Source organism: Dorea acetigenes, assembly GCF_025567385.1.
GTDB lineage: Bacteria > Bacillota > Clostridia > Lachnospirales > Lachnospiraceae > Claveliimonas > Claveliimonas acetigenes.
This window is the reverse complement of record NZ_JAOQJU010000002.1, coordinates 335,831-356,624: the sequence shown is the minus strand read 5'-3', so window position 1 is coordinate 356,624 and position 20,794 is coordinate 335,831. Positions and strand designations below refer to the sequence as shown.

Annotated in this window: 21 protein-coding genes; 17 read left to right on the top strand and 4 right to left on the bottom strand. The window is 43.4% G+C overall.

Going from position 1 to position 20,794, the window contains the following annotated elements:
- Positions 1-29: 29 nt before the first annotated feature.
- From OCV99_RS04220 to OCV99_RS04190, 7 genes are read left to right on the top strand one after another with little or no spacing between them, the layout of a single operon-like run.
- On the top strand, positions 30-293 hold the full coding sequence (locus tag OCV99_RS04220) for an IreB family regulatory phosphoprotein (protein ID WP_158368485.1): 264 nt from the start codon (positions 30-32) through the stop codon (positions 291-293).
- Positions 294-299: 6 nt separating this feature from the next.
- Entirely contained in the window at positions 300-737 is a 438-nt protein-coding gene (ruvX, locus tag OCV99_RS04215) for a Holliday junction resolvase RuvX (RefSeq protein ID WP_158368483.1), read from the top strand.
- A gap of 26 nt (positions 738-763) precedes the next feature.
- Positions 764-1,024, top strand: coding sequence for a DUF1292 domain-containing protein (locus tag OCV99_RS04210; protein WP_158368481.1), 261 nt, complete (start codon positions 764-766; stop codon positions 1,022-1,024).
- Between the two features lie 6 nt (positions 1,025-1,030).
- On the top strand, positions 1,031-1,492 hold the full coding sequence (locus OCV99_RS04205; RefSeq protein WP_158368479.1) for a Fur family transcriptional regulator: 462 nt from the start codon (positions 1,031-1,033) through the stop codon (positions 1,490-1,492).
- Between the two features lie 22 nt (positions 1,493-1,514).
- Entirely contained in the window at positions 1,515-3,182 is a 1,668-nt protein-coding gene (locus OCV99_RS04200) for a ribonuclease J (RefSeq protein WP_158368477.1), read from the top strand.
- Between the two features lie 4 nt (positions 3,183-3,186).
- Positions 3,187-3,843, top strand: coding sequence for an O-methyltransferase (locus tag OCV99_RS04195; RefSeq protein ID WP_158368475.1), 657 nt, complete (start codon positions 3,187-3,189; stop codon positions 3,841-3,843).
- Positions 3,843-5,066 (top strand): peptidase U32 family protein, encoded by a 1,224-nt coding sequence (locus tag OCV99_RS04190; protein WP_158368596.1) that lies wholly within the window; start codon positions 3,843-3,845, stop codon positions 5,064-5,066. The genes OCV99_RS04195 and OCV99_RS04190 overlap by 1 nt, the downstream gene beginning before the upstream one ends.
- Before the next feature lie 17 nt (positions 5,067-5,083).
- Here the strand turns inward: OCV99_RS04190 and OCV99_RS04185 are convergent, their stop codons facing one another.
- The 4 genes from OCV99_RS04185 to sigK all read right to left on the bottom strand — a co-directional run bounded on the left by OCV99_RS04185 (position 5,084) and on the right by sigK (position 9,136).
- On the bottom strand, positions 5,084-6,130 hold the full coding sequence (locus OCV99_RS04185) for a PTS sugar transporter subunit IIC (RefSeq protein ID WP_158368472.1): 1,047 nt from the start codon (positions 6,128-6,130) through the stop codon (positions 5,084-5,086).
- Between the two features lie 172 nt (positions 6,131-6,302).
- On the bottom strand, positions 6,303-7,145 hold the full coding sequence (locus OCV99_RS04180) for a response regulator (protein WP_158368470.1): 843 nt from the start codon (positions 7,143-7,145) through the stop codon (positions 6,303-6,305).
- Positions 7,142-8,431, bottom strand: a complete 1,290-nt coding sequence (locus OCV99_RS04175) for a sensor histidine kinase (protein ID WP_262574808.1) — start codon at positions 8,429-8,431, stop codon at positions 7,142-7,144. The genes OCV99_RS04180 and OCV99_RS04175 overlap by 4 nt, the downstream gene beginning before the upstream one ends.
- Before the next feature lie 87 nt (positions 8,432-8,518).
- On the bottom strand, positions 8,519-9,136 hold the full coding sequence (gene sigK, locus OCV99_RS04170; protein ID WP_264471490.1) for an RNA polymerase sporulation sigma factor SigK: 618 nt from the start codon (positions 9,134-9,136) through the stop codon (positions 8,519-8,521).
- Between the two features lie 305 nt (positions 9,137-9,441).
- Between sigK and OCV99_RS04165 the strand changes: the two genes are divergently transcribed.
- The 10 genes from OCV99_RS04165 (at position 9,442) to OCV99_RS04120 (ending at position 20,780) form a co-directional block, all read left to right on the top strand.
- Positions 9,442-10,977 carry a YifB family Mg chelatase-like AAA ATPase gene (locus OCV99_RS04165; protein ID WP_158368466.1) on the top strand — a complete coding sequence of 512 codons (1,536 nt, stop codon included), beginning with the start codon at positions 9,442-9,444 and terminating at the stop codon, positions 10,975-10,977.
- Positions 10,977-12,095: a DNA-processing protein DprA gene (dprA, locus tag OCV99_RS04160; RefSeq protein WP_158368464.1), complete on the top strand. Its 1,119-nt coding sequence runs from the start codon at positions 10,977-10,979 to the stop codon at positions 12,093-12,095. The genes OCV99_RS04165 and dprA overlap by 1 nt, the downstream gene beginning before the upstream one ends.
- A gap of 35 nt (positions 12,096-12,130) precedes the next feature.
- On the top strand, positions 12,131-14,194 hold the full coding sequence (gene topA, locus OCV99_RS04155) for a type I DNA topoisomerase (RefSeq protein WP_158368462.1): 2,064 nt from the start codon (positions 12,131-12,133) through the stop codon (positions 14,192-14,194).
- 76 nt (positions 14,195-14,270) lie between these two features.
- On the top strand, positions 14,271-15,053 hold the full coding sequence (gene codY, locus OCV99_RS04150; RefSeq protein ID WP_158368460.1) for a GTP-sensing pleiotropic transcriptional regulator CodY: 783 nt from the start codon (positions 14,271-14,273) through the stop codon (positions 15,051-15,053).
- A gap of 53 nt (positions 15,054-15,106) precedes the next feature.
- Complete coding sequence (locus OCV99_RS04145) at positions 15,107-15,412, top strand: hypothetical protein (protein ID WP_158368458.1); 306 nt, start codon at positions 15,107-15,109, stop codon at positions 15,410-15,412.
- 114 nt (positions 15,413-15,526) lie between these two features.
- Positions 15,527-15,814 (top strand): co-chaperone GroES, encoded by a 288-nt coding sequence (locus tag OCV99_RS04140; protein WP_158368456.1) that lies wholly within the window; start codon positions 15,527-15,529, stop codon positions 15,812-15,814.
- A gap of 38 nt (positions 15,815-15,852) precedes the next feature.
- The gene (gene groL / locus OCV99_RS04135; protein WP_158368454.1) at positions 15,853-17,475 is read left to right on the top strand and encodes a chaperonin GroEL; all 1,623 of its coding nucleotides are present in this window, start codon (positions 15,853-15,855) and stop codon (positions 17,473-17,475) included.
- A 135-nt stretch (positions 17,476-17,610) separates the two neighbouring features.
- Positions 17,611-18,129, top strand: coding sequence for a DUF6106 family protein (locus OCV99_RS04130; protein WP_262574802.1), 519 nt, complete (start codon positions 17,611-17,613; stop codon positions 18,127-18,129).
- Positions 18,130-18,221: 92 nt separating this feature from the next.
- Positions 18,222-19,676 carry an IMP dehydrogenase gene (guaB, locus tag OCV99_RS04125; RefSeq protein ID WP_158368450.1) on the top strand — a complete coding sequence of 485 codons (1,455 nt, stop codon included), beginning with the start codon at positions 18,222-18,224 and terminating at the stop codon, positions 19,674-19,676.
- A 78-nt stretch (positions 19,677-19,754) separates the two neighbouring features.
- The gene (locus OCV99_RS04120; RefSeq protein WP_158368448.1) at positions 19,755-20,780 is read left to right on the top strand and encodes an aldose epimerase family protein; all 1,026 of its coding nucleotides are present in this window, start codon (positions 19,755-19,757) and stop codon (positions 20,778-20,780) included.
- The last annotated feature ends 14 nt before the right edge of the window (positions 20,781-20,794 follow it).

The window sequence follows — 20,794 nt, the reverse complement described above, 5'->3', positions numbered from 1 at the left end:
ACTGAAGTATTTTTGGAGGACGTGAGTATATGAAGGATTTAAGCAACACCCAGTTTTTTCAGGTAGAAAGCGGTCCACAGATTCAAGCAAAAGATATACTTGAGATTGTGTACGAAGCGTTGAGTGAAAAAGGATATAATCCGGTGAACCAGATTGTAGGCTATATTATGTCTGGCGACCCTACTTATATTACCAGCTACAATGGCGCAAGAAGCCTGATTATGAAGATGGAGAGAGACGAGCTGGTAGAAGAGATGCTTAAGACGTATATTGAGCATAATGGTTGGAGATAATGGTATATGAGGATTATGGGGTTGGATTATGGCTCTAAGACGGTGGGCGTGGCAATCAGCGACCCACTCGGCTTTACTGCCCAGGGAATAGAAACCATTTGCCGTAAAGAAGAGAATAAGCTGAGGAAGACTTGCGCTCGTATTGAGCAGCTGATTGCTGAATATGAGGTGGAGTGTATTGTGCTTGGGTTTCCGAAGCATATGAACAATGATGTGGGGGATCGAGCGGAGAAATCTCTGGAATTTGGTGAGATGCTGAGACGGCGCACGGGGCTTGAAGTTGTGATGTGGGACGAGCGCCTGACTACGGTAGAGGCAGAACGGACTTTAATTGAAAGTAAAGTAAGACGGGAAGATCGCAAAAAATATATTGATAAAATTGCGGCTGTTTTTATATTGCAGGGATATTTGGACTCGAAATCCTTTCAGAAATCAACAAACTGACAGAATATGGATTTTGAGGTGTTTTTATGGAAAAAATTAAATTTATGTCTGAAGATACGGCAGAAGAAGTAGATTTTTTTGTGCTGGAACAGACGAAGATAAGTGGTACATCCTACATTCTTGTGACAGATTCGGAAGATGAAGACGCAGAATGTTTGATTTTAAAAGACATTTCCAAGACAGATGACGTGGAAAGCACATATGTAATTGTGGAAGATGATACAGAACTTTCTGTGGTGTCTAAAGTTTTTGAAGAACTGCTTGAAGATATTGATATTGAAAGGTAATATGCTATGTCTATAAGTCAAGAGAAATTCAAGGAAATGTTGAAGGCGAAAGGGTTGAAAGTAACGAATCAGAGGTTGCTTGTATTAGAAGTACTTGCAGAGCATCGTGACAAACACATGACTGCAGAAGACATTTATGAACTGGTGAAGGAAGACTATCCGGAAATCGGATTGGCTACTATTTACCGGACAATGCAGCTGCTGCTGGAAATGCAATTAGTGGATCGTGTTAATCTGGATGATGGTTGTATACGGTATGAAATCGGTGGATTGTTTGATGGGGAATTCAGGCATCACCATCATCATCTGATTTGCAGGACATGTGGACGTGTGTTTCCCTTTAAAGATGACCTTCTGGAGGATTTGGAAGGGCAGATTGAAGGAAAGACAGGGTTTCGCGTGCTTGATCACGAATTGAAATTCTACGGACAATGCAGAGAATGCCAAGAAAAAGAAGTAACGGATTAAATGAACATATGGAGGTGCAAGTTTGAAAAACGAAAACAAGGGAAAATTGCGAATCATTCCGCTTGGAGGTCTGGAGAAAATCGGAATGAACATTACTGCCTTTGAGTATGAGGACAGTATTATTGTTGTGGATTGCGGTCTGGCATTCCCGGAGGATGATATGCTGGGAATTGATCTGGTAATCCCGGATATTACGTATTTAAAAGAGAATATCCAAAAAGTGAAAGGATTTATTATTACCCATGGACATGAAGATCATATCGGGGCTTTGTCTTATGTATTACGGGAGATGAATTTACCGATTTATACTACAAAGCTTACTATGGGAATTATTGAGAAGAAACTTGCGGAGCATAATCTTCTCCGCAGCACAAGAAGGAAAGTTGTAAAGCATGGACAATCTATTAATCTGGGACAGTTCCGGATTGAGTTTATTAAGACGAATCATAGTATTCAGGATGCGTCTGCACTTGCTATCTATTCACCGGCAGGTATCGTAGTGCACACGGGAGACTTTAAGGTGGATTATACGCCGGTGTTTGGCGATGCCATTGATCTGCAGCGGTTTGGCGAGATTGGGAAGAAAGGGGTTCTGGCGCTGATGTCAGACAGTACGAATGCAGAGCGTCCCGGATTTACGCAGTCAGAGCGTACAGTAGGGCATACGTTTGATCATCTGTTTGCAGAGCACAGAGATTCCAGGATTATTATAGCAACCTTTGCGTCCAACGTAGACCGTGTACAGCAGATTATCAATTCTGCTTATAAATATGAGAGAAAGGTTGTGGTGGAAGGCCGGAGCATGGTAAATATCATCTCTACAGCTCAGGAACTCGGGTATCTGAACGTGCCGGATAAGACGCTGATAGAGATTGACCAGCTCAAGAACTATCCGCCGGAGAAGACGGTGCTGATTACGACGGGAAGCCAGGGCGAATCTATGGCGGCTCTTTCCCGCATGGCTGCTGATATTCACAAGAAGGTATCTATTATGCCGGGAGATACGGTTATATTTAGTTCTAATCCGATTCCGGGCAATGAGAAATCCGTGTCAAGAGTCATTAATGAACTTTCTGAAAAGGGTGCGAATGTTATTTTCCAAGATGCCCATGTATCCGGACATGCCTGCCAGGAAGAGCTGAAGCTGATTTATTCACTGGTTAAACCCAAATATGCAATTCCGATCCATGGTGAGTTCCGCCACAGAAAGGCAAATGCAACTCTGGCACAGTCTCTTGGAATTCCGAAGGAGAATATCTTTATGCTGCAGTCCGGAGATGTTCTGGAGGTCAGTGATAAAGAGGCGAAGGTGGCTGATAAGGTCCATACAGGAGAAGTGCTGGTTGACGGACTTGGAGTAGGAGATGTGGGGAACATTGTACTCCGCGACCGCCAGCATCTGGCAGAGGACGGAATCCTGATCGTGGTAATGACATTGGAGAAGAAAACGAACCGGCTTCTTGCCGGACCGGACATTGTGTCAAGAGGATTTGTCTATGTGAGAGAGTCCGAGGGGCTGATGGAAGATGCAAGGCATGTGCTGAATGATGCTATTGATAAATGCCTGAGTCATCAGCGCGGTGCGGATTGGAGTAAAATTAAATTGGTGGTGCGTGATACCATGAATGAGTTTATCTGGAAACGTACAAAGAGAAGACCGATGATCTTACCGATCATTATGGATGTTTAGGATTATGATAGTAGACGAGCGGATGGTAGCATTTATTCACTCTCTGGAGATGCCGGAGAGTGATTTTTTAGAGACAATTGAGCAGGAAGCGCTTGCGGCCCATGTGCCGATTATACGAAAGGAAACGAAGAGCCTTCTGAAGGTTTTAGTCGGCATTCGGAAACCAATGCAGATTCTGGAGGTTGGTACAGCGGTTGGTTTTTCCGCATTAGTAATGAATGCTTATGCCCCTGAGGGCAGCCATATTACGACGATTGAAAAATATGAAAAAAGAATCCCCATTGCCAGGGAGAATTTTCGGCGGGCAGGAAAGGAAACGGAGATTACGCTTCTCGAGGGGGATGCGCTGGAAGTCATGAAAGGACTTTCAGGTTCTTATGATTTTATTTTTATGGATGCTGCAAAGGGACAGTATATCCATTACATGCCGGAGGTAATGAGACTGCTTGGAACGGGCGGGATTCTGGTATCTGATAATGTGCTTCAGGATGGGGATGTGATTGAATCCAGGTTTGCCGTGGAGCGCAGGAACCGCACAATACACAGTAGGATGAGGGAGTATCTATATGCGTTGAAGCATAATGAGGAACTTCTTACTTCTGTAATCCCACTGGGGGACGGCGTGGCGCTTAGCGTCAGAAAAGAAAGGAATGATAAGTGATGACAAGACATCCTGAATTATTGATTCCGGCAAGCAGTCTGGAAGTATTGAAAACAGCAGTTATATTTGGAGCGGATGCGGTATATATAGGCGGCGAGGCTTTTGGACTCCGCGCGAAGGCAAAGAATTTTTCTATGGAAGATATGGCGGAAGGAATTCGGTTTGCTCATGAGCATGGGGTGAAAGTGTATGTGACAGCAAATATTCTGGCACATAACAGCGATCTTGCAGGAGTCAGGGAATATTTTAAGGAACTCAGAGAAATAGAACCGGATGCTTTGATTATTGCTGACCCTGCGGTTTTTGAAATTGCAAAAGAAGTATGTCCGGAGATTGAGCGCCATATTAGCACACAGGCAAATAATACCAATTATGGAACCTACAATTTCTGGTGGAAGCTGGGAGCAAAAAGGGTGGTTTCTGCAAGGGAGCTGTCGCTGGAAGAAATCAAAGAAATAAGGACAAATATTCCGGCGGAGATGGAAATCGAGAGCTTTATTCATGGCGCTATGTGTATTTCTTATTCCGGCAGGTGCCTGCTGAGTAATTATTTTACCGGAAGAGACGCCAATCAGGGGGCGTGTACGCATCCCTGCCGTTGGAAGTATTCTGTTGTAGAAGAAACGCGTCCGGGAGAGTATATGCCTGTTTATGAAAATGAACGGGGAACCTATATTTTTAATTCCAAGGATTTGTGCATGATTGAGCACATACCGGAGCTTCTGGATGCCGGAATTGACAGCCTGAAAATCGAGGGGCGCATGAAGACAGCGCTTTATGTTGCGACGGTAGCCAGGACTTATCGCAAGGCAATTGATGACTATCTTACAGACCCGGAACTTTATAAAGAGAATATGCCGTGGTATCTGGATCAGATATCAAATTGTACGTACCGCCAATTTACGACAGGTTTTTATTTTGGAAAGCCCAGTGAAGAGACGCAGATCTATGACAGTAATACCTATGTGAAAGAGTATACTTATCTGGGGATTATAGGAGAAGAAAAGAGTGGTCTGTACCGGATTGAACAGCGCAATAAATTTTCCGTGGGTGAACAGATAGAGATTATGAAGCCGGATGGCAGAAATGTTGAGGTGACCGTCAGGAGAATTATAGATGAAGATGGAAAGGAACAGACGAGTGCGCCGCACCCCAAGCAGGTTCTTTTCGTTGATCTTGGAAGTGCGGCGGACAAATATGATATATTGAGAAGAAAGGGTTAATTTTATTCGTTAATATATTACATTTCCAGTTCCAGAGACTGGGAAGCGGGAGCTGTCTTCGGTAAGGAGACAGCTTTTACTTTACGCTTGAATACAAAGGAGCCGACAAGACCTGCAAGGCATCCGCCCAGTATTGCGAAGAGTAAAGCTCCCAGCACATTAATTGCCGGATTGAAGGCAAATGGTGCCAAAAGTCCTGGAATAGGGGAAGCGGTTCCGGGTGCATTGTTTACAATATGGAACACAGCGGCAGAAATACCGGCAAGCCCGCCTCCGAAGAAGTTGGAACAATATATAGGGATAGGATGGGTAGTAATAATATCAGCCTGTGTCAAAGGTTCCAGCATTACTGCAATTACATTACTGCGGTCTCCTAATTTTAATTTTGAGAAAATAAGCCCGTTTGTAAAGGAACCGCCTACACATGCGATTGCGGCAATTCCCATTGCCAGCCCGTCCAATCCTAACATGGCCGTCAGCGCCATAGAGCTTAGCGGGGAGGTACAGATCATTTTGATAATTCCGCCCAGCAGGAATCCCATGATAATCGGAGATTGCTCTGCGGCTGCGGAGATTGTTCCGCCAATTTTTACCAGAGTAGCATTCACTGCCGGATTGACGAGAACAACAATTAGGCGTGACAGTGGAGCAATTAAGAGGGCGCCTGCAATAATGTTCAAGCCTTCTGGCAGTTTTTTTTCAATAACAGGAGCAACAAGTCCGATTATATAGCCGGCAACAAATCCCGGAAGAATACCGTAGCCTCCGACTGCAACACCTGCAACTACTGCGAATACCGGGTTTGCCCCCATTGCCAGAGGAACGGTAATCGCCGCGGCAACACCGCCGAGACTTCCGGCGGTGGTGCCCAGCGTTTGGAAGAATGACAGACCGAACAAATCACCGGTAATATACTTATGTACAGCTTCTATTAAAAAAGTAGCAATTGCAGCGTTTGCCATGCCAGACATTGCAAGTTGTCCCTTTGGCATTTTGAGGCTGAATAATGAAAATCCCGCCAGAGTCAATAGTAACAATCCAATTCCTGAAATAATCGTCCACATAGAATTCACCTCATCCTTTTAATATTGATAGTAATTATAAGTACGTTCTCTTATTGATGAGATGAATATACAATTGAGGTTTCAAAAAGTTTCAGAAAATATCAAAATAAATGATAAAAATATCAAAAACAATATATTTTTGTGAAAAATGCCGAAAACATCTGCTCTTTTTCTATTCCTGGCAGGAAATGAGGAGGGCATTAAGAAAATTCCTGATTTTAATATTTCCATGCTTGTTTGTTTTCCCGCGGATGAAGTCCATTTCTTTCCGAACCTGCTCAAAGTTATAGAGAGAATTAGCATATTCAGTAAATATTTCATTGCCATAGTCTTCCAGGCCAAGATGTGCCAGGTTTACCATGCCATTGGCGGCAGCGCGGCGTATTCTTTGCTCCATTGTTTTCGGAGAATCTGTGAAATGGCTGCACAATTCATGCAGAGTAGTATTCGTGACATCTTCTTTTTCTTCAATTAAATATTCTATTATCGTAATGATATCCTTGCTTCCTGCGTCACCGATGATTCCCAGACGCTGCAGGATTTTCTGGAGCTTGGGCAGATAGTCCTTTTGCTTTTGAGGTGTGGGAGAAACGGAGGTCTGCACGCTGTCTTCAAAAATATTCTGCATTTTCTGAAGAGTCCGCTGCATGGAAAGATTTCGGGAAACGGTTTGAATGACCTTTTCTGCTTCCACACTATTGAGTGGTTTTTGGATATAGAATTCAATGCCCTCTTCGTATGCATTTTCAATCATATCTTTTGATGCCACCTGAGAAAGCATAATGCAGGCAGCATCAGGAAGAATTTCTTTTGCTTTTTTTACAAAGGTTATCCCATCCATTTCCGGCATCAGAAGATCGGTGATGATGATGTCGGGTTTCAAAATCCGGATATCTTCCAGGGCCTCAACAGCGTGGGTGCTTGTCCCGCAGACCTCTCCAAGGTTTCTTTTTTGGATAATAATTTTTAAAATGTTAGTGATAGTTCTGTCGTCGTCAAGCAGATAGAATTTCATAGGTCTTTTTCCTCCAGTTCATCTATAGGGATATATAGAGTAAATGTGGTGTCCCCGGGGCGGGACGTAACGGCAATCTGTCCATGGAACTTGTGTTCCACGATATCTTTTACAATGTTAAGTCCCAGTCCCCGGCTGATTGTTCCGGTGTCATAATTTATTTTTGTTGAAAAGCCCGGATCGAAAATCTGATCCATACAGTCCTTGTCGATGCCGGGGCCATCATCAGAAATGGTGAAAAGATACCATCTATCCTGTATCGTTTGTATCAGAGAAATATTGACAGTATCAGAGACAGATGCCTCCAGTGCATTGTTAAAAAGATTGTGGAACACAGATAATAGAAGATAATGCCGGTCAGTATATAGATGGCGGTTACATTTTAGCGTGACAGATACCTTTTTCCCGACGGCCTTTCCCTCTAGAGTGACTGCATTTTCCAGCAGAGCGAGGATATCGGAGACAGGCATCCCTTCTACCTGAGTTTCTGTGTGGAGCGCTTCTGAAAGTCCCCGCATAATAAGCTGATATTCCTTTTTGATTTCATGGATATCCCTTGCAATTTTTAATGCAGAATTGGCAAGGTCGGGATCGCCGCCTTTTTCCTGAAGCTTGTGGTAGAGCTGATAGGAAGTGTTCATAGTTTTTTCGATGAAGGAAGAATTCTTCTGCATCCAGATAACTTCTCCGTTCAGGCGGGAGATTAAAAGCATCAGTCGTTCGTAGCGTTCAGCGTGTTCACGGTTAAGCAGAGTGAGACGGTAGCGGTTAAATATTGTAATGATTACGACGGCAAGAGCAGATCTTGCAAGAGCCACTACAAGAATCCCTAATTGTGTATGCAGTACAAGGGCCTCTGTTCCCACACGGAGCAGAAGCTCTGTCAGATTAGAAAAATAATCAATCAGGACAAGGGAAAGAAGAAGGCGGACAACGGACCAACCGGACTTGACTGCCCTGGTGTATACATATAGAAGACAGCCGTATATTAAATAAAAGAAAAACTCCGGCAGATAAGGCCGGAAAAAATACCGGATGCTGCCGTGCTGAAGCCAGTAGAGAAGGATGCGGGAAATGTAGACACCTGAGGCCGAAAGGATAGTAACGGGAATTAATGGCATATAGTCCAAAAGATATAGGAATACAGGAAAACAAATGACTGCAATAGAGATCTTGAAGTCATCGGTAAATAAGTTCATGTTAATTTGTGCAACAAAAATAACTATGAAGCTTAACAGAAGGATCCTGCCGGTTCTGGAAGCCATAGCAGACTTTTCGTGATTCATTGATACATTCCCCACAATGCATATTTCAATTACTACCTTTATCCTAACACAAATAAGAAGACTTTCAAAGAAAAACTGCGGGACTTTTTAAAAATAATCCCGCAGCTTTTCAATTGCGCTTTTTTCGATTCTTGAGACATAAGAGCGAGAGATACCAAGTCTCTGGGCAATCTCCCGCTGTGTATATTCTTCTTCGTTATATAGTCCATAGCGCATTTTTAATACTAATCGTTCTCTGGGAGAAAGGATAGATTCCACTTTGGAATAAAGAAGTCTGATATCTTCTCGGAGAGCCAGTTTTTGGTGGGCATCGCTGTCCTCCGTCTCAATGATGTCGAAAAGCTGTATCTCATTGCCTTCCCGGTCTGTGCCGATTGGTTCATACAGGGATACTTCCCGGGAAGATTTTTTTTTCGAGCGCAGATGCATAAGAATTTCATTTTCAATGCATCGGGCTGCGTAAGTGCCAAGACGGACATTTTTATTGGGGTTAAATGTTACAACAGCTTTAATCAGCCCGATGGTTCCAATAGAGAGGAGATCTTCCGCATTTTCTTCCATGGATTGGTATTTTTTGACGATGTGTGCGACGAGGCGCAGATTCCGTTCAATCAGAATATGCTTTGCTTCCAGGTCACCTTCCGTATATTTTTGCAGATAGTATTGTTCTTCGGCGGCAGTCAAGGGGTGAGGAAAGGATTTCAAAAGAAGCACCTCAAAGCGTATTTAATTACAGTTTATGAACCTGCTTGAAAGTTTGTGCTTTTCCATTTATAATAAATGAAAAGGATAGCCCCAATTAATCGCTTGACAGATTTATGTAAAGTATATATAATTATATTCAATAAATTCGTTTGTATTATTTTCTGACGCCAGGTCCGGGCTGCCGGACTCTGGTGTCTTGAGAGGTCGTTCGGCCGTTTTTTCAGAGGATCACTATAACTGCATAGAGAAAGTGCTCACAGTCTAAGAGATTTTTTAAAATTAACTGAAGAAGGAAGGAGCATTGAATGAGTTTCAGTAATGTATTATCGGCAGTATTACAAGGAATGGACGTACGTCTTGTTTCGGTAGAAGCTGATTTAAGCAACGGCCTGCCTATGTTCCACATGGTGGGTTATTTGTCGGCAGAGGTAAAGGAAGCGGGAGAACGGGTGAGGACGGCAATCCGCAATTCCGGTCTGGAGATTCCGGCAAAGAAAACAGTGATTAATCTGTCTCCAGCGGACATACGTAAAAGAGGGGCGTCTTTCGATCTGCCTATTGCTTTAGCGATTCTTGCTTCGCTGGGGCTGGTGGGACGGGCAAGGCTTGAGAAGACACTGGTGATCGGTGAACTTGGGCTGGATGGAAGGGTATGCAGATGTACAGGAATACTTCCCATTGTGGCGGCAGCAAAGAAAGAAGGGTGCCGTGCTTGTATCGTGCCTTTTGAAAATGCAAAGGAAGCAGCAATTATAGGGCAGATACAGGTAATAGGGGTGAAGTGCCTGGCAGAGGTGTACCGGTATCTGAATGGAGAGATTTCTTTTGAAGACGCCGGATATGTGGAAGATATGACTGATAAGGAAAGTGGGGACAGTTTGGATTTTCGGGATATTTACGGACAGGAGGCGGCGAAGCGTGCAGCAGAGATTGCTGTTGCCGGGCGGCATAATCTGCTGCTCATGGGACCACCCGGAAGTGGAAAATCCTTGCTTTCCAAAAGAATTCCTTCGATTCTTCCGACGCTTACTATGGAAGAAAGCATTGAGATTACGAAAGTATATAGCGTGGCGGGCCTGCTTAAGAAAGAGCATCCCCTGATAACTGAGCGCCCTTTCCGTGAGGTACATCATACGGTGTCTAAGGCGGCGCTGATTGGGGGCGGCAGTTTGCCGAAACCGGGTGAAATCAGTCTGGCAAGCGGGGGTGTTCTGTTTTTGGATGAATTGGCAGAGTTCCAGAAATCTGTATTGGAAGCGCTGCGTCAGCCTCTTGAGACCAGAGAAATTCAGCTTGTGAGAAGTCAGGGGAATTTCCGGTTCCCGGCGGATGTAATGTTAGTGGCGGCCATGAATCCCTGCCCTTGCGGCTATTATCCTGATTTAGAAAAATGTTGCTGCACTCCTTATCAGATCAGACAGTATTTGTATAAGGTCAGCCAGCCTTTCCTTTCGAGGATGGATATCTGTATGGAAGTACCGGGACTTAAGTATGAGGAATTACAGAGGAAACCACAGGGAGAATCTTCTGCAGACATACGCAAACGAATCATGCAGGCAAGAAAGATACAGAGAAAGAGATTTGCAGGAGCAAAATTTGCGTTTAATGCGGGGATTACAGCAGCAGAGATGGAAGAATACTGTGAACTTGACAGCGAAGGGAAACGGATGATGAGCCAGGTGTTTGACCGGATGGAGCTTACGGCAAGAACTTATCATAAAATCCTGAAGGTTGCCAGGACGATTGCAGATCTGGCAGGGGAAGACAGAATCCGGACGGAGCATCTTACGGAGGCGGTCGGCTACAGAATGATGGATAAAAAGTATTGGGGGCGAGTATAATGAAGGAAAAGAAGTCCGACAACCTTGCATATGAGTACTGGTTTGCGGGAATCAGGGCCTTGTCTGCCGGGAAAAAATGGAAACTCCATGAGCAGCTAAAGAGCGGCGAAAATATTTATTATATAGAAGAAACCAAGTTAAAATCTCTTGGATTTCTGACAGAAAAAGATATTTCGGCATTGAATGCAGCAAGGACGAATAAAGGAATATGTCAGGAATATGAAAGATGCATAGAAAAAGGGATATATTTTGTCCCGTATTTTCACCCTGATTATCCCAGCCGGCTGAGAGAAATACCATCGCCGCCATACGCACTGTATATCAAGGGAAAATTACCGGACGATGACAGACCGTCAGTGGCGATTGTGGGTGCAAGGCAATGTACATCTTATGGAGAACAGATGGCGATTGCTTATGGCGAGGTACTTGCAGCAAATGGAATACAGGTAATTAGCGGAATGGCAAAAGGAATCGATGGTGCAGGCCAGAGAGGCGCGCTAAATGCAGGAGGAGAGTCTTACGGAGTTCTGGGGTGCGGAATAGACATCTGTTATCCAAGGGAACATATCGGTTTGTATGCAGACTTACAGAAAGCAGGAGGCATTTTATCTGAACAGCCGGAAGGGACACCTCCGTTAAAAGAATTTTTCCCTGCAAGAAACAGAATCATCAGCGGATTATCGGATGTTGTTCTTGTTATGGAAGCAAGAGAAAAGAGCGGCTCTTTGATTACGGCGGATATGGCTTTGGAGCAGGGAAAGGATGTCTATGCACTGCCCGGGCCGGTGACAAGTCGGCTGAGCAGGGGGTGTAATGAGTTGCTCCGTCAGGGTGCGGGAATTTTGTTGTCGCCGGAAGAACTGCTTGCGGAGCTGGGATTATCCCGCAATTTTTTCCCTGCTAAAATAGGCGCGAACACAGACAAAAATGAAAAAACGCTTGAAAGAGCTGAAAAATTGGTGTATAGTAAGCTCGATTTGTATCCCAAAAGTTTAAGCAGGCTGCTTGATGAGACAAAAATGATGCCGGCAGAATTGATGCAGCAGTTGACATCGCTGATAATTAAGGGATACATTAAAGAAATATCAAAAAATTATTATGTCAGAGCACAGCTATAGCGTGGGCCTGGATCATGAATGAAGGAGTATAGGTAATGGCGCATTATCTCGTAATCGTAGAGTCTCCCGCGAAAGTGAAGACGATTAAGAAATTTTTAGGAAGTAACTATACGGTAATGGCATCTAACGGACATGTTCGCGATTTGCCGAAGAGTCAGCTCGGAATAGACGTTGAACATGATTTTGAACCCAAATATATTACCATCCGTGGGAAAGGGGAGATTCTTGCTGCGCTTCGGAAAGAAGTGAAAAAAGCGGATAAAGTGTATCTTGCAACTGACCCGGACCGTGAGGGAGAGGCTATTTCCTGGCATCTGTATAAGGCACTGAAGCTGGAGGAGAAGAAGACATACCGGATTAGTTTTAATGAAATTACGAAGAATGCAGTAAAGGCATCTATAAAAAACGCAAGAGAGATTGATATGGATCTGGTGGATGCCCAGCAGGCAAGACGGGCGCTTGATAGAATTGTAGGCTACAAGATTAGTCCGCTTTTGTGGGCAAAGGTGAAAAGAGGGCTGAGTGCGGGAAGGGTGCAGTCGGTAGCTCTCCGGATTATTGCTGACAGAGAAGAAGAAATTAATGCATTTATTCCGGAAGAATATTGGACGCTGGATGCGCATTTGAAGGTCAAGGGAGAGAAAAAGCTTCTTACTGCCAAGTTTTATGGGACAGAAAAGAAGAAAATGACAATTGGTTCCAAAGAAGAGCTGGATGAAATATTAAAAGAAGTGGAGACGTCAGATTATTCTGTCACAGAGGTAAAGAAAGGAGAGCGTGCGAAGAAAGCGCCGATTCCGTTTACTACAAGTACTTTGCAGCAGGAAGCATCTAAGGTGTTGAATTTTGCGACACGGAAAACGATGCGGATTGCGCAGCAATTATATGAAGGAATTGATATTAAAGGAAATGGTACAGTGGGAATTATCACTTATCTGCGTACAGATTCTACCAGAATCTCAGAAGAGGCTGATGAAAATGTAAGGAGATATATTGGACAGAATTATGGAGAAGAATATGTGGTTTCCGGTTCTGTGAAGAAAAGTACGGATAAGAAGATCCAGGACGCACATGAGGCAATCCGGCCTACCGATGTAAGTCGGACTCCGGCCGCTATGAAGGATTCTCTTACCAGAGACCAATTCCGGCTGTACCAGCTGATTTGGAAGCGATTTGTGGCGAGTCGCATGAAACCGGCATTATATGAGACAACATCGGTAAAGATTTCAGCAGGAAAGTATTGTTTTACTGTATCGGCATCGAAGGTTGTATTTGAAGGATTTCGACTGGTATATACCGAATCGGAAGAGGAGAAGGTTGAAAATAATGTTTTGCTGAAGGGTTTGGATAAGGATTCTGTCCTTACCAAGGATCATTTTGAGACAAAACAGCATTTTACCCAGCCCCCGGCGCATTACACAGAGGCCTCCCTTGTCAAAACACTGGAGGAGCTTGGAATCGGACGCCCCAGTACTTATGCCCCCACGATTTCTACTATTATAGCAAGGAGATATGTTGCTAAAGAAGGGAAGAACCTGTATTTGACGGAGATAGGAGAAGTAGTAGACCATATTATGGTACAGTCTTTTCCTGCAATTGTGGATGTGAATTTTACGGCAAATATGGAAGGACTCCTTGATAAAGTGGCAGAAGGGAAGGTAGAGTGGAAGTCGGTTATTTCCAACTTTTATCCGGATTTGGAGGAGGCTGTGCAGATTGCGGAGAAAGAGCTGGAAAGCGTAAAGATAGAAGATGAAGTGACGGATGTAGTCTGTGAAGAATGCGGACGGAATATGGTTATCAAATATGGCCCTCATGGAAAATTCCTTGCCTGTCCCGGATTCCCGGAATGCAGAAATACGAAGCCGTATCTGGAAAAAATCGGTGTTTCCTGTCCGAAATGTGGAAAAGATATTGTGCTCCGTAAGACAAAAAAGGGAAGAAAGTATTATGGGTGTGAAGATAATCCCGATTGTGATTTTATGTCCTGGCAGAAACCGGCGGAAGAGAAATGTCCGAAGTGTGGAGGTTATATGGTAATGAAGGGCAATAAGTTAGTATGCGGGGATGCGCAGTGCGGCTATGTTTTTGTTAAATAAATGAAAAAAAGTGAAAATCTATTGAAATTGTTAGAATTGTATGATAATATAACAATTAAAAATGGAGGAATAGAAAATGAGCGTACAGTTATTAGATAAAACTAGGAAAATCAACAAATTACTTCACAATAACAATTCCAGCAAAGTGGTTTTTAATGATATTTGTGCGGTATTAACGGAAATTCTGGATTCTAATGTATTAGTGGTCAGCAAAAAGGGGAAAGTGCTGGGTATCAGTAAGTGCGATAGGGTTAGACCGATTCACGAATTGATTGGCGGAGAAGTAGGGATTCATATTGATGAAATGTTGAATGAGCGGCTTCTTGGGATTTTGTCAACAAAAGAGAATGTTAATCTGGAGACCCTTGGGTTTTCACCGGAAACGGTGAAAGGCTATCAGGCAATTATTACTCCGATAGATATTGCAGGAGAGAGGCTGGGTACATTATTTATTTACAAAGAAGAAGCCGGATATGAAATTGACGATATTATTTTAAGTGAATATGGAACAACGGTAGTAGGGCTTGAGATGCTTCGCTCTGTAAATGAGGAAAATGCGGAAGAGACAAGGAAGGAACATATTGTCCAGTCTGCTATCAGCACGCTTTCTTTCTCTGAACTGGAAGCGATCATCCACATTTTTGATGAACTGGAAGGTACAGAAGGAATTTTGGTAGCAAGTAAGATTGCGGACAGAGTGGGAATTACCCGTTCGGTTATTGTTAATGCGCTCCGTAAGTTTGAGAGTGCCGGTGTGATTGAGTCCAGGTCTTCCGGTATGAAGGGAACATATATTAAAGTGGTAAATGACTACGTATTTACAGAGTTGGATAAGATCAAAGAAGAACGCAAAAAATAAATCGTAGAAAGGGCATCGTAAGGATGCCCTTCTTTTTGAAAGGAGAGCGGAAGATGCATGAAGGATGTTCAGTAGAATTACGAGAAAAAAAGGCATTTCTTATGGATGAAGAACTCAGCAGAAAAGTTTTTGACTGCAAGATAAAAAAATATAACGAAAATGATGATGAGATCTGCCTTCTCCTGAATAATGCACAGCTTCCCGAAATCTCTCTGGATGCTGAATACGAATGCAGAATCCGGGGAGCGGAAGGAGTGACGATATGTCTGGGCAGGGTTTTGGAGAGATATATAAATAAAAAAGGAAATCATCTCCGGTTCCGGATAGAAAATGGATTTTATAAAAATAATCTAAACTAAAACAAAGGGTGTTGACAAAGTAAATTGAGAGTGCTATTTTATATCTAGAGTTTTTTAGCACTCTCTTTTTATGAGTGCTAACAAAATAGATATTATTAAAAGGAGGAACCAGATATGAAATTAGTACCATTGGGAGACAGAGTCGTGTTAAAACAGTTGGAGGCTGAAGAGACTACAAAATCCGGAATTGTATTACCAGGGCAGACAAAAGAGAAACCGCAGCAGGCAGAAATTATTGCTGTCGGACCTGGTGGAATTGTTGATGGAAAAGAGATAGAGATGAATGTGGAAAAAGGACAGAAGGTTATTTTTTCAAAATATGCAGGAACAGAAGTAGAAGCAGATGACGAGACCTATATCATTGTAAGACAGAGTGATATTCTTGCAATTGTTGAAGAATAGAGAAGAATCGGTAAAGAAATTAAGGAGGTAATCTTATTATGGCAAAGGAAATTAAATACGGAGATGAAGCCAGGGCAGCTCTTGAGGCAGGAGTAAATCAGCTGGCTGATACAGTAAGAGTAACACTTGGACCAAAAGGACGTAATGTGGTTCTTGATAAATCATTTGGCGCACCGCTGATTACAAATGATGGTGTTACTATTGCAAAAGAGATTGAATTGGAAGATGCATTTGAAAATATGGGAGCACAGTTAATTCGTGAAGTGGCTTCCAAGACCAATGATGTAGCAGGAGACGGTACTACGACAGCTACTGTGCTTGCACAGGCTATGGTGCACGAAGGAATGAAGAATCTGGCCGCCGGTGCAAATCCAATTGTTCTTCGTAAAGGTATGAAGAAGGCTACGGATGCAACCGTGGAAGCGATTAAGAAGATGTCAAGCAAAGTAACGGGCAGAGAGCAGATTGCCAGAGTTGCGGCAGTATCTTCCGGTGATGACAGCGTAGGAGAGATGGTAGCGGACGCTATGGAGAAGGTGTCTAACGATGGTGTTATCACAATTGAAGAATCCAAGACAATGCAGACAGAGCTTGATCTGGTAGAAGGTATGCAGTTTGACCGCGGTTATCTCTCCGCTTATATGGCAACGGATATGGATAAGATGGAAGCAAACTTAGATGATCCATATATTTTGATTACAGATAAGAAAATTTCTAATATCCAGGAAATCCTTCCTTTATTGGAGCAGGTAGTTCAGGCAGGAGCAAGACTTCTTATTATTGCAGAGGATGTAGAGGGTGAAGCTCTTACTACATTAATTGTAAATAAACTGCGTGGTACGTTTAATGTGGTTGCAGTTAAGGCACCGGGATATGGAGACAGAAGAAAAGAGATGCTTCAGGATATTGCAATTCTTACAGGCGGTCAGGTGATTTCAGAAGAACTTGGATTAGACCTTAAGGAAGCAACTTTAGATCAGCTTGGACGTGCGAAATCCGTTAAAGTTCAGAAAGAGAATACAGTTATTGTTGACGGATATGGAGACAAAGCAGCAATTGAAGCAAGAGTCGCTCAGATTAAGAAACAGATTGAAGAGACGACATCTGATTTTGACAGAGAAAAACTTCAGGAAAGACTTGCGAAGCTTGCAGGAGGCGTAGCGGTTATCCGTGTCGGAGCTGCAACAGAGACGGAGATGAAGGAAGCAAAACTCCGCATGGAAGATGCACTTGCAGCTACCAGAGCTGCTGTAGAAGAGGGCATCATTGCAGGTGGTGGTTCTGCATATGTCCATGCAACGAAGGAAGTAGAAAAACTGGCCGAGACTCTGTCAGGTGATGAGAAAACAGGCGCTAATATTATTCTGAAAGCACTGGAAGCTCCACTGTTCCATATTGCAGCGAATGCAGGGCTTGAGGGAGCAGTAATTATAAATAAAGTAAGAGAACAGGAACCGGGAATTGGATTTGATGCTTACAAGGAAGAGTATGTAGATATGGTAAAAGAAGGAATCCTTGATCCGGCGAAGGTGACAAGAAGCGCTCTTCAGAATGCGACAAGCGTAGCATCCACATTGCTGACAACCGAATCTGTTGTGGCAAATATTAAAGAAGATGCGCCACAGGCTCAGGCAGGCGGAGCAGGCATGGGAATGATGTAATCCCTGTGACGAAAAATAAATATAGAAAATTCAGGGAACTCTCTTTTAGGGGAGTTTCCTTTTTGTATAAAAGTATGGTACAATACGATTGAGTATTGGATGGAACAGCGCATCCGAAGAGATGGAGGCAGTGAAATGGATGGTTTTTATACAGAACAGCTCATTAGAAAAAGAAAAAGCGTAAAAGACCTGATGATAGAAGTATTATTGCTTGCGGTAACCATTGTATCGGCAGCGGTTGTTTTTATTCATTTTGTTGGGATTATCCTTTTAATTGTTATGATTATTATTGATGTTTTTGTATTTCGGGCTCTGGATATAGAATATGAATATCTATATCTGGATGGAGATCTTGAGATTGACAAAATTGTGCATAAGGAAAGACGTAAAAGGTTGTTTTCGGTGAATGCTGCTGATGTAAAACTTCTGGCTCCATCAGGTTCAGATCGGTTGAATGCCTTTAAAAACGCAGACGTGCGAGATTATACCAGTGGGAATCCTAATGCAGAAGTATATGAGATGGTTGTTGTGTTTTCCGAGGAGACAAAGCGAATTGTATTTGAACCTAATGAGACGATTTTAAAGGGAATGAAGACGCTGGTGCCGCAGAAAGTAGTTTGTAAACAAAATATAGAAAGCCACAGAAGTATTTAATTGTGAAAAACAGGTTGACAAGTGCAGGGAATTTTTTGTATGATAACAGATAAAATACAAAAGAATGGAAAACAGAAAGAGAGGCTTAAGTCATGGAAAAAATTATTGGAGAAGGAATTACATTTGACGATGTGCTTTTGGTACCCGCATATTCAGAGGTGATTCCGAATCAAGTAGATCTGTCTACTTACCTTACGAAAAAAATCAGGCTGAACATTCCAATGATGAGTGCGGGGATGGATACGGTTACAGAACACCGCATGGCAATTGCGATGGCAAGACAGGGTGGAATCGGTATCATCCATAAGAATATGACCATAGAGCAGCAGGCAGAAGAGGTAGACAAGGTAAAGCGTTCTGAAAATGGGGTTATCACGGATCCGTTTTTCTTGTCCCCGGAGCACACACTGGCAGATGCGAATGAATTAATGGCGAAGTTTCGGATTTCCGGTGTGCCGATTACCGAAGGCAGGAAATTGGTTGGGATTATTACGAATCGTGATTTGAAATTTGAAGAAGATTTTACAAAGAAGATAAAAGAATCCATGACTTCTGAGGGATTGATTACCGCACAGGAAGGGATTACTCTGGAAGAGGCGAAGAAAATCCTTGCAAAAGCCAGAAAAGAGAAGCTTCCGATTGTTGATAAGGATTTTAACCTGAAAGGGCTTATTACAATCAAAGATATTGAGAAGCAGATTAAATATCCATTATCCGCAAAAGATTCTCAGGGACGTCTGCTCTGTGGAGCTGCAATCGGAATTACGGCAAACTGTCTGGAAAGAGCACAGGAGTTGGTGAATGCCAAGGTGGATGTTGTGGTTATGGATTCTGCACATGGACATTCTGCAAATGTAATCCGCACTGTGGATATGGTGAAGTCTAAGTTCCCGGATCTGCAGGTTGTTGCCGGGAATGTGGCTACGGGAGCAGCGACAGAAGCGCTGATTAAGGCGGGCGTTGATGCAGTGAAGGTTGGTATCGGACCAGGTTCTATCTGTACGACGCGTATCGTGGCCGGCATTGGTGTACCGCAGATTTCTGCTGTTATGGATTGCTATGAGGTGGCAGACAAGTATGGAATTCCGATTATCGCAGATGGCGGTATTAAGTATTCCGGTGATATGACGAAAGCAATTGCCGCCGGAGCGAACGTGTGCATGATGGGAAGCATCTTTGCGGGATGTGATGAAAGTCCGGGAACATTTGAATTATACCAGGGAAGAAAGTATAAGGTCTATCGCGGCATGGGTTCTATTGCGGCAATGGAGAACGGAAGCAAAGACCGTTATTTCCAGTCTGATGCGAAGAAATTGGTACCGGAAGGCGTAGAGGGACGTGTGGCATACAAGGGGACGGTAGAGGATACGGTGTTCCAGCTGATGGGCGGCCTGCGTTCCGGTATGGGTTACTGCGGAACACCTACCATTGAGGATTTAAAGAAGAATGGAAGGTTTGTGAAGATTTCAGCAGCGTCTCTGAAAGAGAGCCATCCGCATGATATTCACATTACGAAAGAAGCGCCGAACTATAGCGTAGATGAATAAGAGACGGAGCGCAGCGAGAAGCTGCGCTTTTTGCCATACGAAAGATTTGGTTTAATGAAAGCAAGGGAGATTTGGCAGATGAAGAAAGATTTTGGAATCACACAAAAAGGTGAGTATGCTTCTCTTTATACACTGAGTAATAAAAAAGGAATGAAGATTGCGGTATCCGATTACGGAGCAACTCTTGTCAGTATCCTTACTGCCGATAAAGATGGAAGAATCCGTGATGTAGTACTTGGGTATGATGATGTGGCCGGCTATGAAAAGGGCGGTGCATTTTTTGGTGCAATTATCGGAAGGAATGCGAACCGCATCAAAGGAGCCTGCTTTACGATAAATGGAAAAACTTATGAGCTTACACAGAATAACTTTAAAAACAATCTGCACAGTGGGCTTGATTTCTACAGTAAGAGGATGTGGAAGGTAGAAGAAGCAGATGAAAAACATATTATGCTGACGCTTGACAGCCCGGATGGAGATCAGGGATATCCGGGAAAGGCACATATTGAAGTAACTTATACTCTGACGGATGAGAACGAAGTGACAATCCATTATCATGGGACAGCGGATGCGGATACCATTTTTAATATTACAAATCACAGCTATTTTAATCTGAATGGACATGAGTCCGGCGAGGTCCTCGGACAGAAGGTATGGATTGATGCTGATACGTTTACACCGTCAGATGAAGAAACTGTGCCGACGGGTGTGATTCTTCCGGTGGAAGGCACGCCTATGGATTTCAGATTGATGAAGACGCTGGGAAGAGATATAGAAGAGGATTATATTGACCTGAAGTTTGGCCGTGGCTATGACCGCAACTATGTATTGAATGGAGAAGGATTCCGTAAGGCGGCGGAGATGCTTGCAGAGGAAAGTGGGATCCGGATGGAGGTTTACACAGATCTTCCGGGCATGCAGCTTTACACAGCCAATTATGTCGAAGATGAAACCGGAAAAGGCGGCGCCCGGTATCACTGGCGCCACGGAGTTTGTTTTGAAACACAGTATTTTCCGGATGCAGTCAATAAGCCGCAGTTTCAAAGTCCTGTTGTAAAAGCAGGAGATGCATACGATACGACAACTACATTTAAATTTTACTAATATACAATAAAGCA

Bases quoted from the DNA above. Each gene is read 5' to 3' on its own strand.
- OCV99_RS04220 (WP_158368485.1), top strand. From the start codon at position 30: ATGAAGGATTTAAGCAACACCCAGTTTTTTCAGGTAGAAAGCGGTCCA.
- ruvX (WP_158368483.1), top strand. From the start codon at position 300: ATGAGGATTATGGGGTTGGATTATGGCTCTAAGACGGTGGGCGTGGCA.
- OCV99_RS04210 (WP_158368481.1), top strand. From the start codon at position 764: ATGGAAAAAATTAAATTTATGTCTGAAGATACGGCAGAAGAAGTAGAT.
- OCV99_RS04205 (WP_158368479.1), top strand. From the start codon at position 1,031: ATGTCTATAAGTCAAGAGAAATTCAAGGAAATGTTGAAGGCGAAAGGG.
- OCV99_RS04195 (WP_158368475.1), top strand. From the start codon at position 3,187: ATGATAGTAGACGAGCGGATGGTAGCATTTATTCACTCTCTGGAGATG.
- OCV99_RS04190 (WP_158368596.1), top strand. From the start codon at position 3,843: ATGACAAGACATCCTGAATTATTGATTCCGGCAAGCAGTCTGGAAGTA.
- OCV99_RS04185 (WP_158368472.1), bottom strand. From the start codon at position 6,130: ATGTGGACGATTATTTCAGGAATTGGATTGTTACTATTGACTCTGGCG.
- OCV99_RS04180 (WP_158368470.1), bottom strand. From the start codon at position 7,145: ATGAAATTCTATCTGCTTGACGACGACAGAACTATCACTAACATTTTA.
- OCV99_RS04175 (WP_262574808.1), bottom strand. From the start codon at position 8,431: ATGAATCACGAAAAGTCTGCTATGGCTTCCAGAACCGGCAGGATCCTT.
- OCV99_RS04165 (WP_158368466.1), top strand. From the start codon at position 9,442: ATGAGTTTCAGTAATGTATTATCGGCAGTATTACAAGGAATGGACGTA.
- dprA (WP_158368464.1), top strand. From the start codon at position 10,977: ATGAAGGAAAAGAAGTCCGACAACCTTGCATATGAGTACTGGTTTGCG.
- topA (WP_158368462.1), top strand. From the start codon at position 12,131: ATGGCGCATTATCTCGTAATCGTAGAGTCTCCCGCGAAAGTGAAGACG.
- codY (WP_158368460.1), top strand. From the start codon at position 14,271: ATGAGCGTACAGTTATTAGATAAAACTAGGAAAATCAACAAATTACTT.
- OCV99_RS04145 (WP_158368458.1), top strand. From the start codon at position 15,107: ATGCATGAAGGATGTTCAGTAGAATTACGAGAAAAAAAGGCATTTCTT.
- OCV99_RS04140 (WP_158368456.1), top strand. From the start codon at position 15,527: ATGAAATTAGTACCATTGGGAGACAGAGTCGTGTTAAAACAGTTGGAG.
- groL (WP_158368454.1), top strand. From the start codon at position 15,853: ATGGCAAAGGAAATTAAATACGGAGATGAAGCCAGGGCAGCTCTTGAG.
- OCV99_RS04130 (WP_262574802.1), top strand. From the start codon at position 17,611: ATGGATGGTTTTTATACAGAACAGCTCATTAGAAAAAGAAAAAGCGTA.
- guaB (WP_158368450.1), top strand. From the start codon at position 18,222: ATGGAAAAAATTATTGGAGAAGGAATTACATTTGACGATGTGCTTTTG.
- OCV99_RS04120 (WP_158368448.1), top strand. From the start codon at position 19,755: ATGAAGAAAGATTTTGGAATCACACAAAAAGGTGAGTATGCTTCTCTT.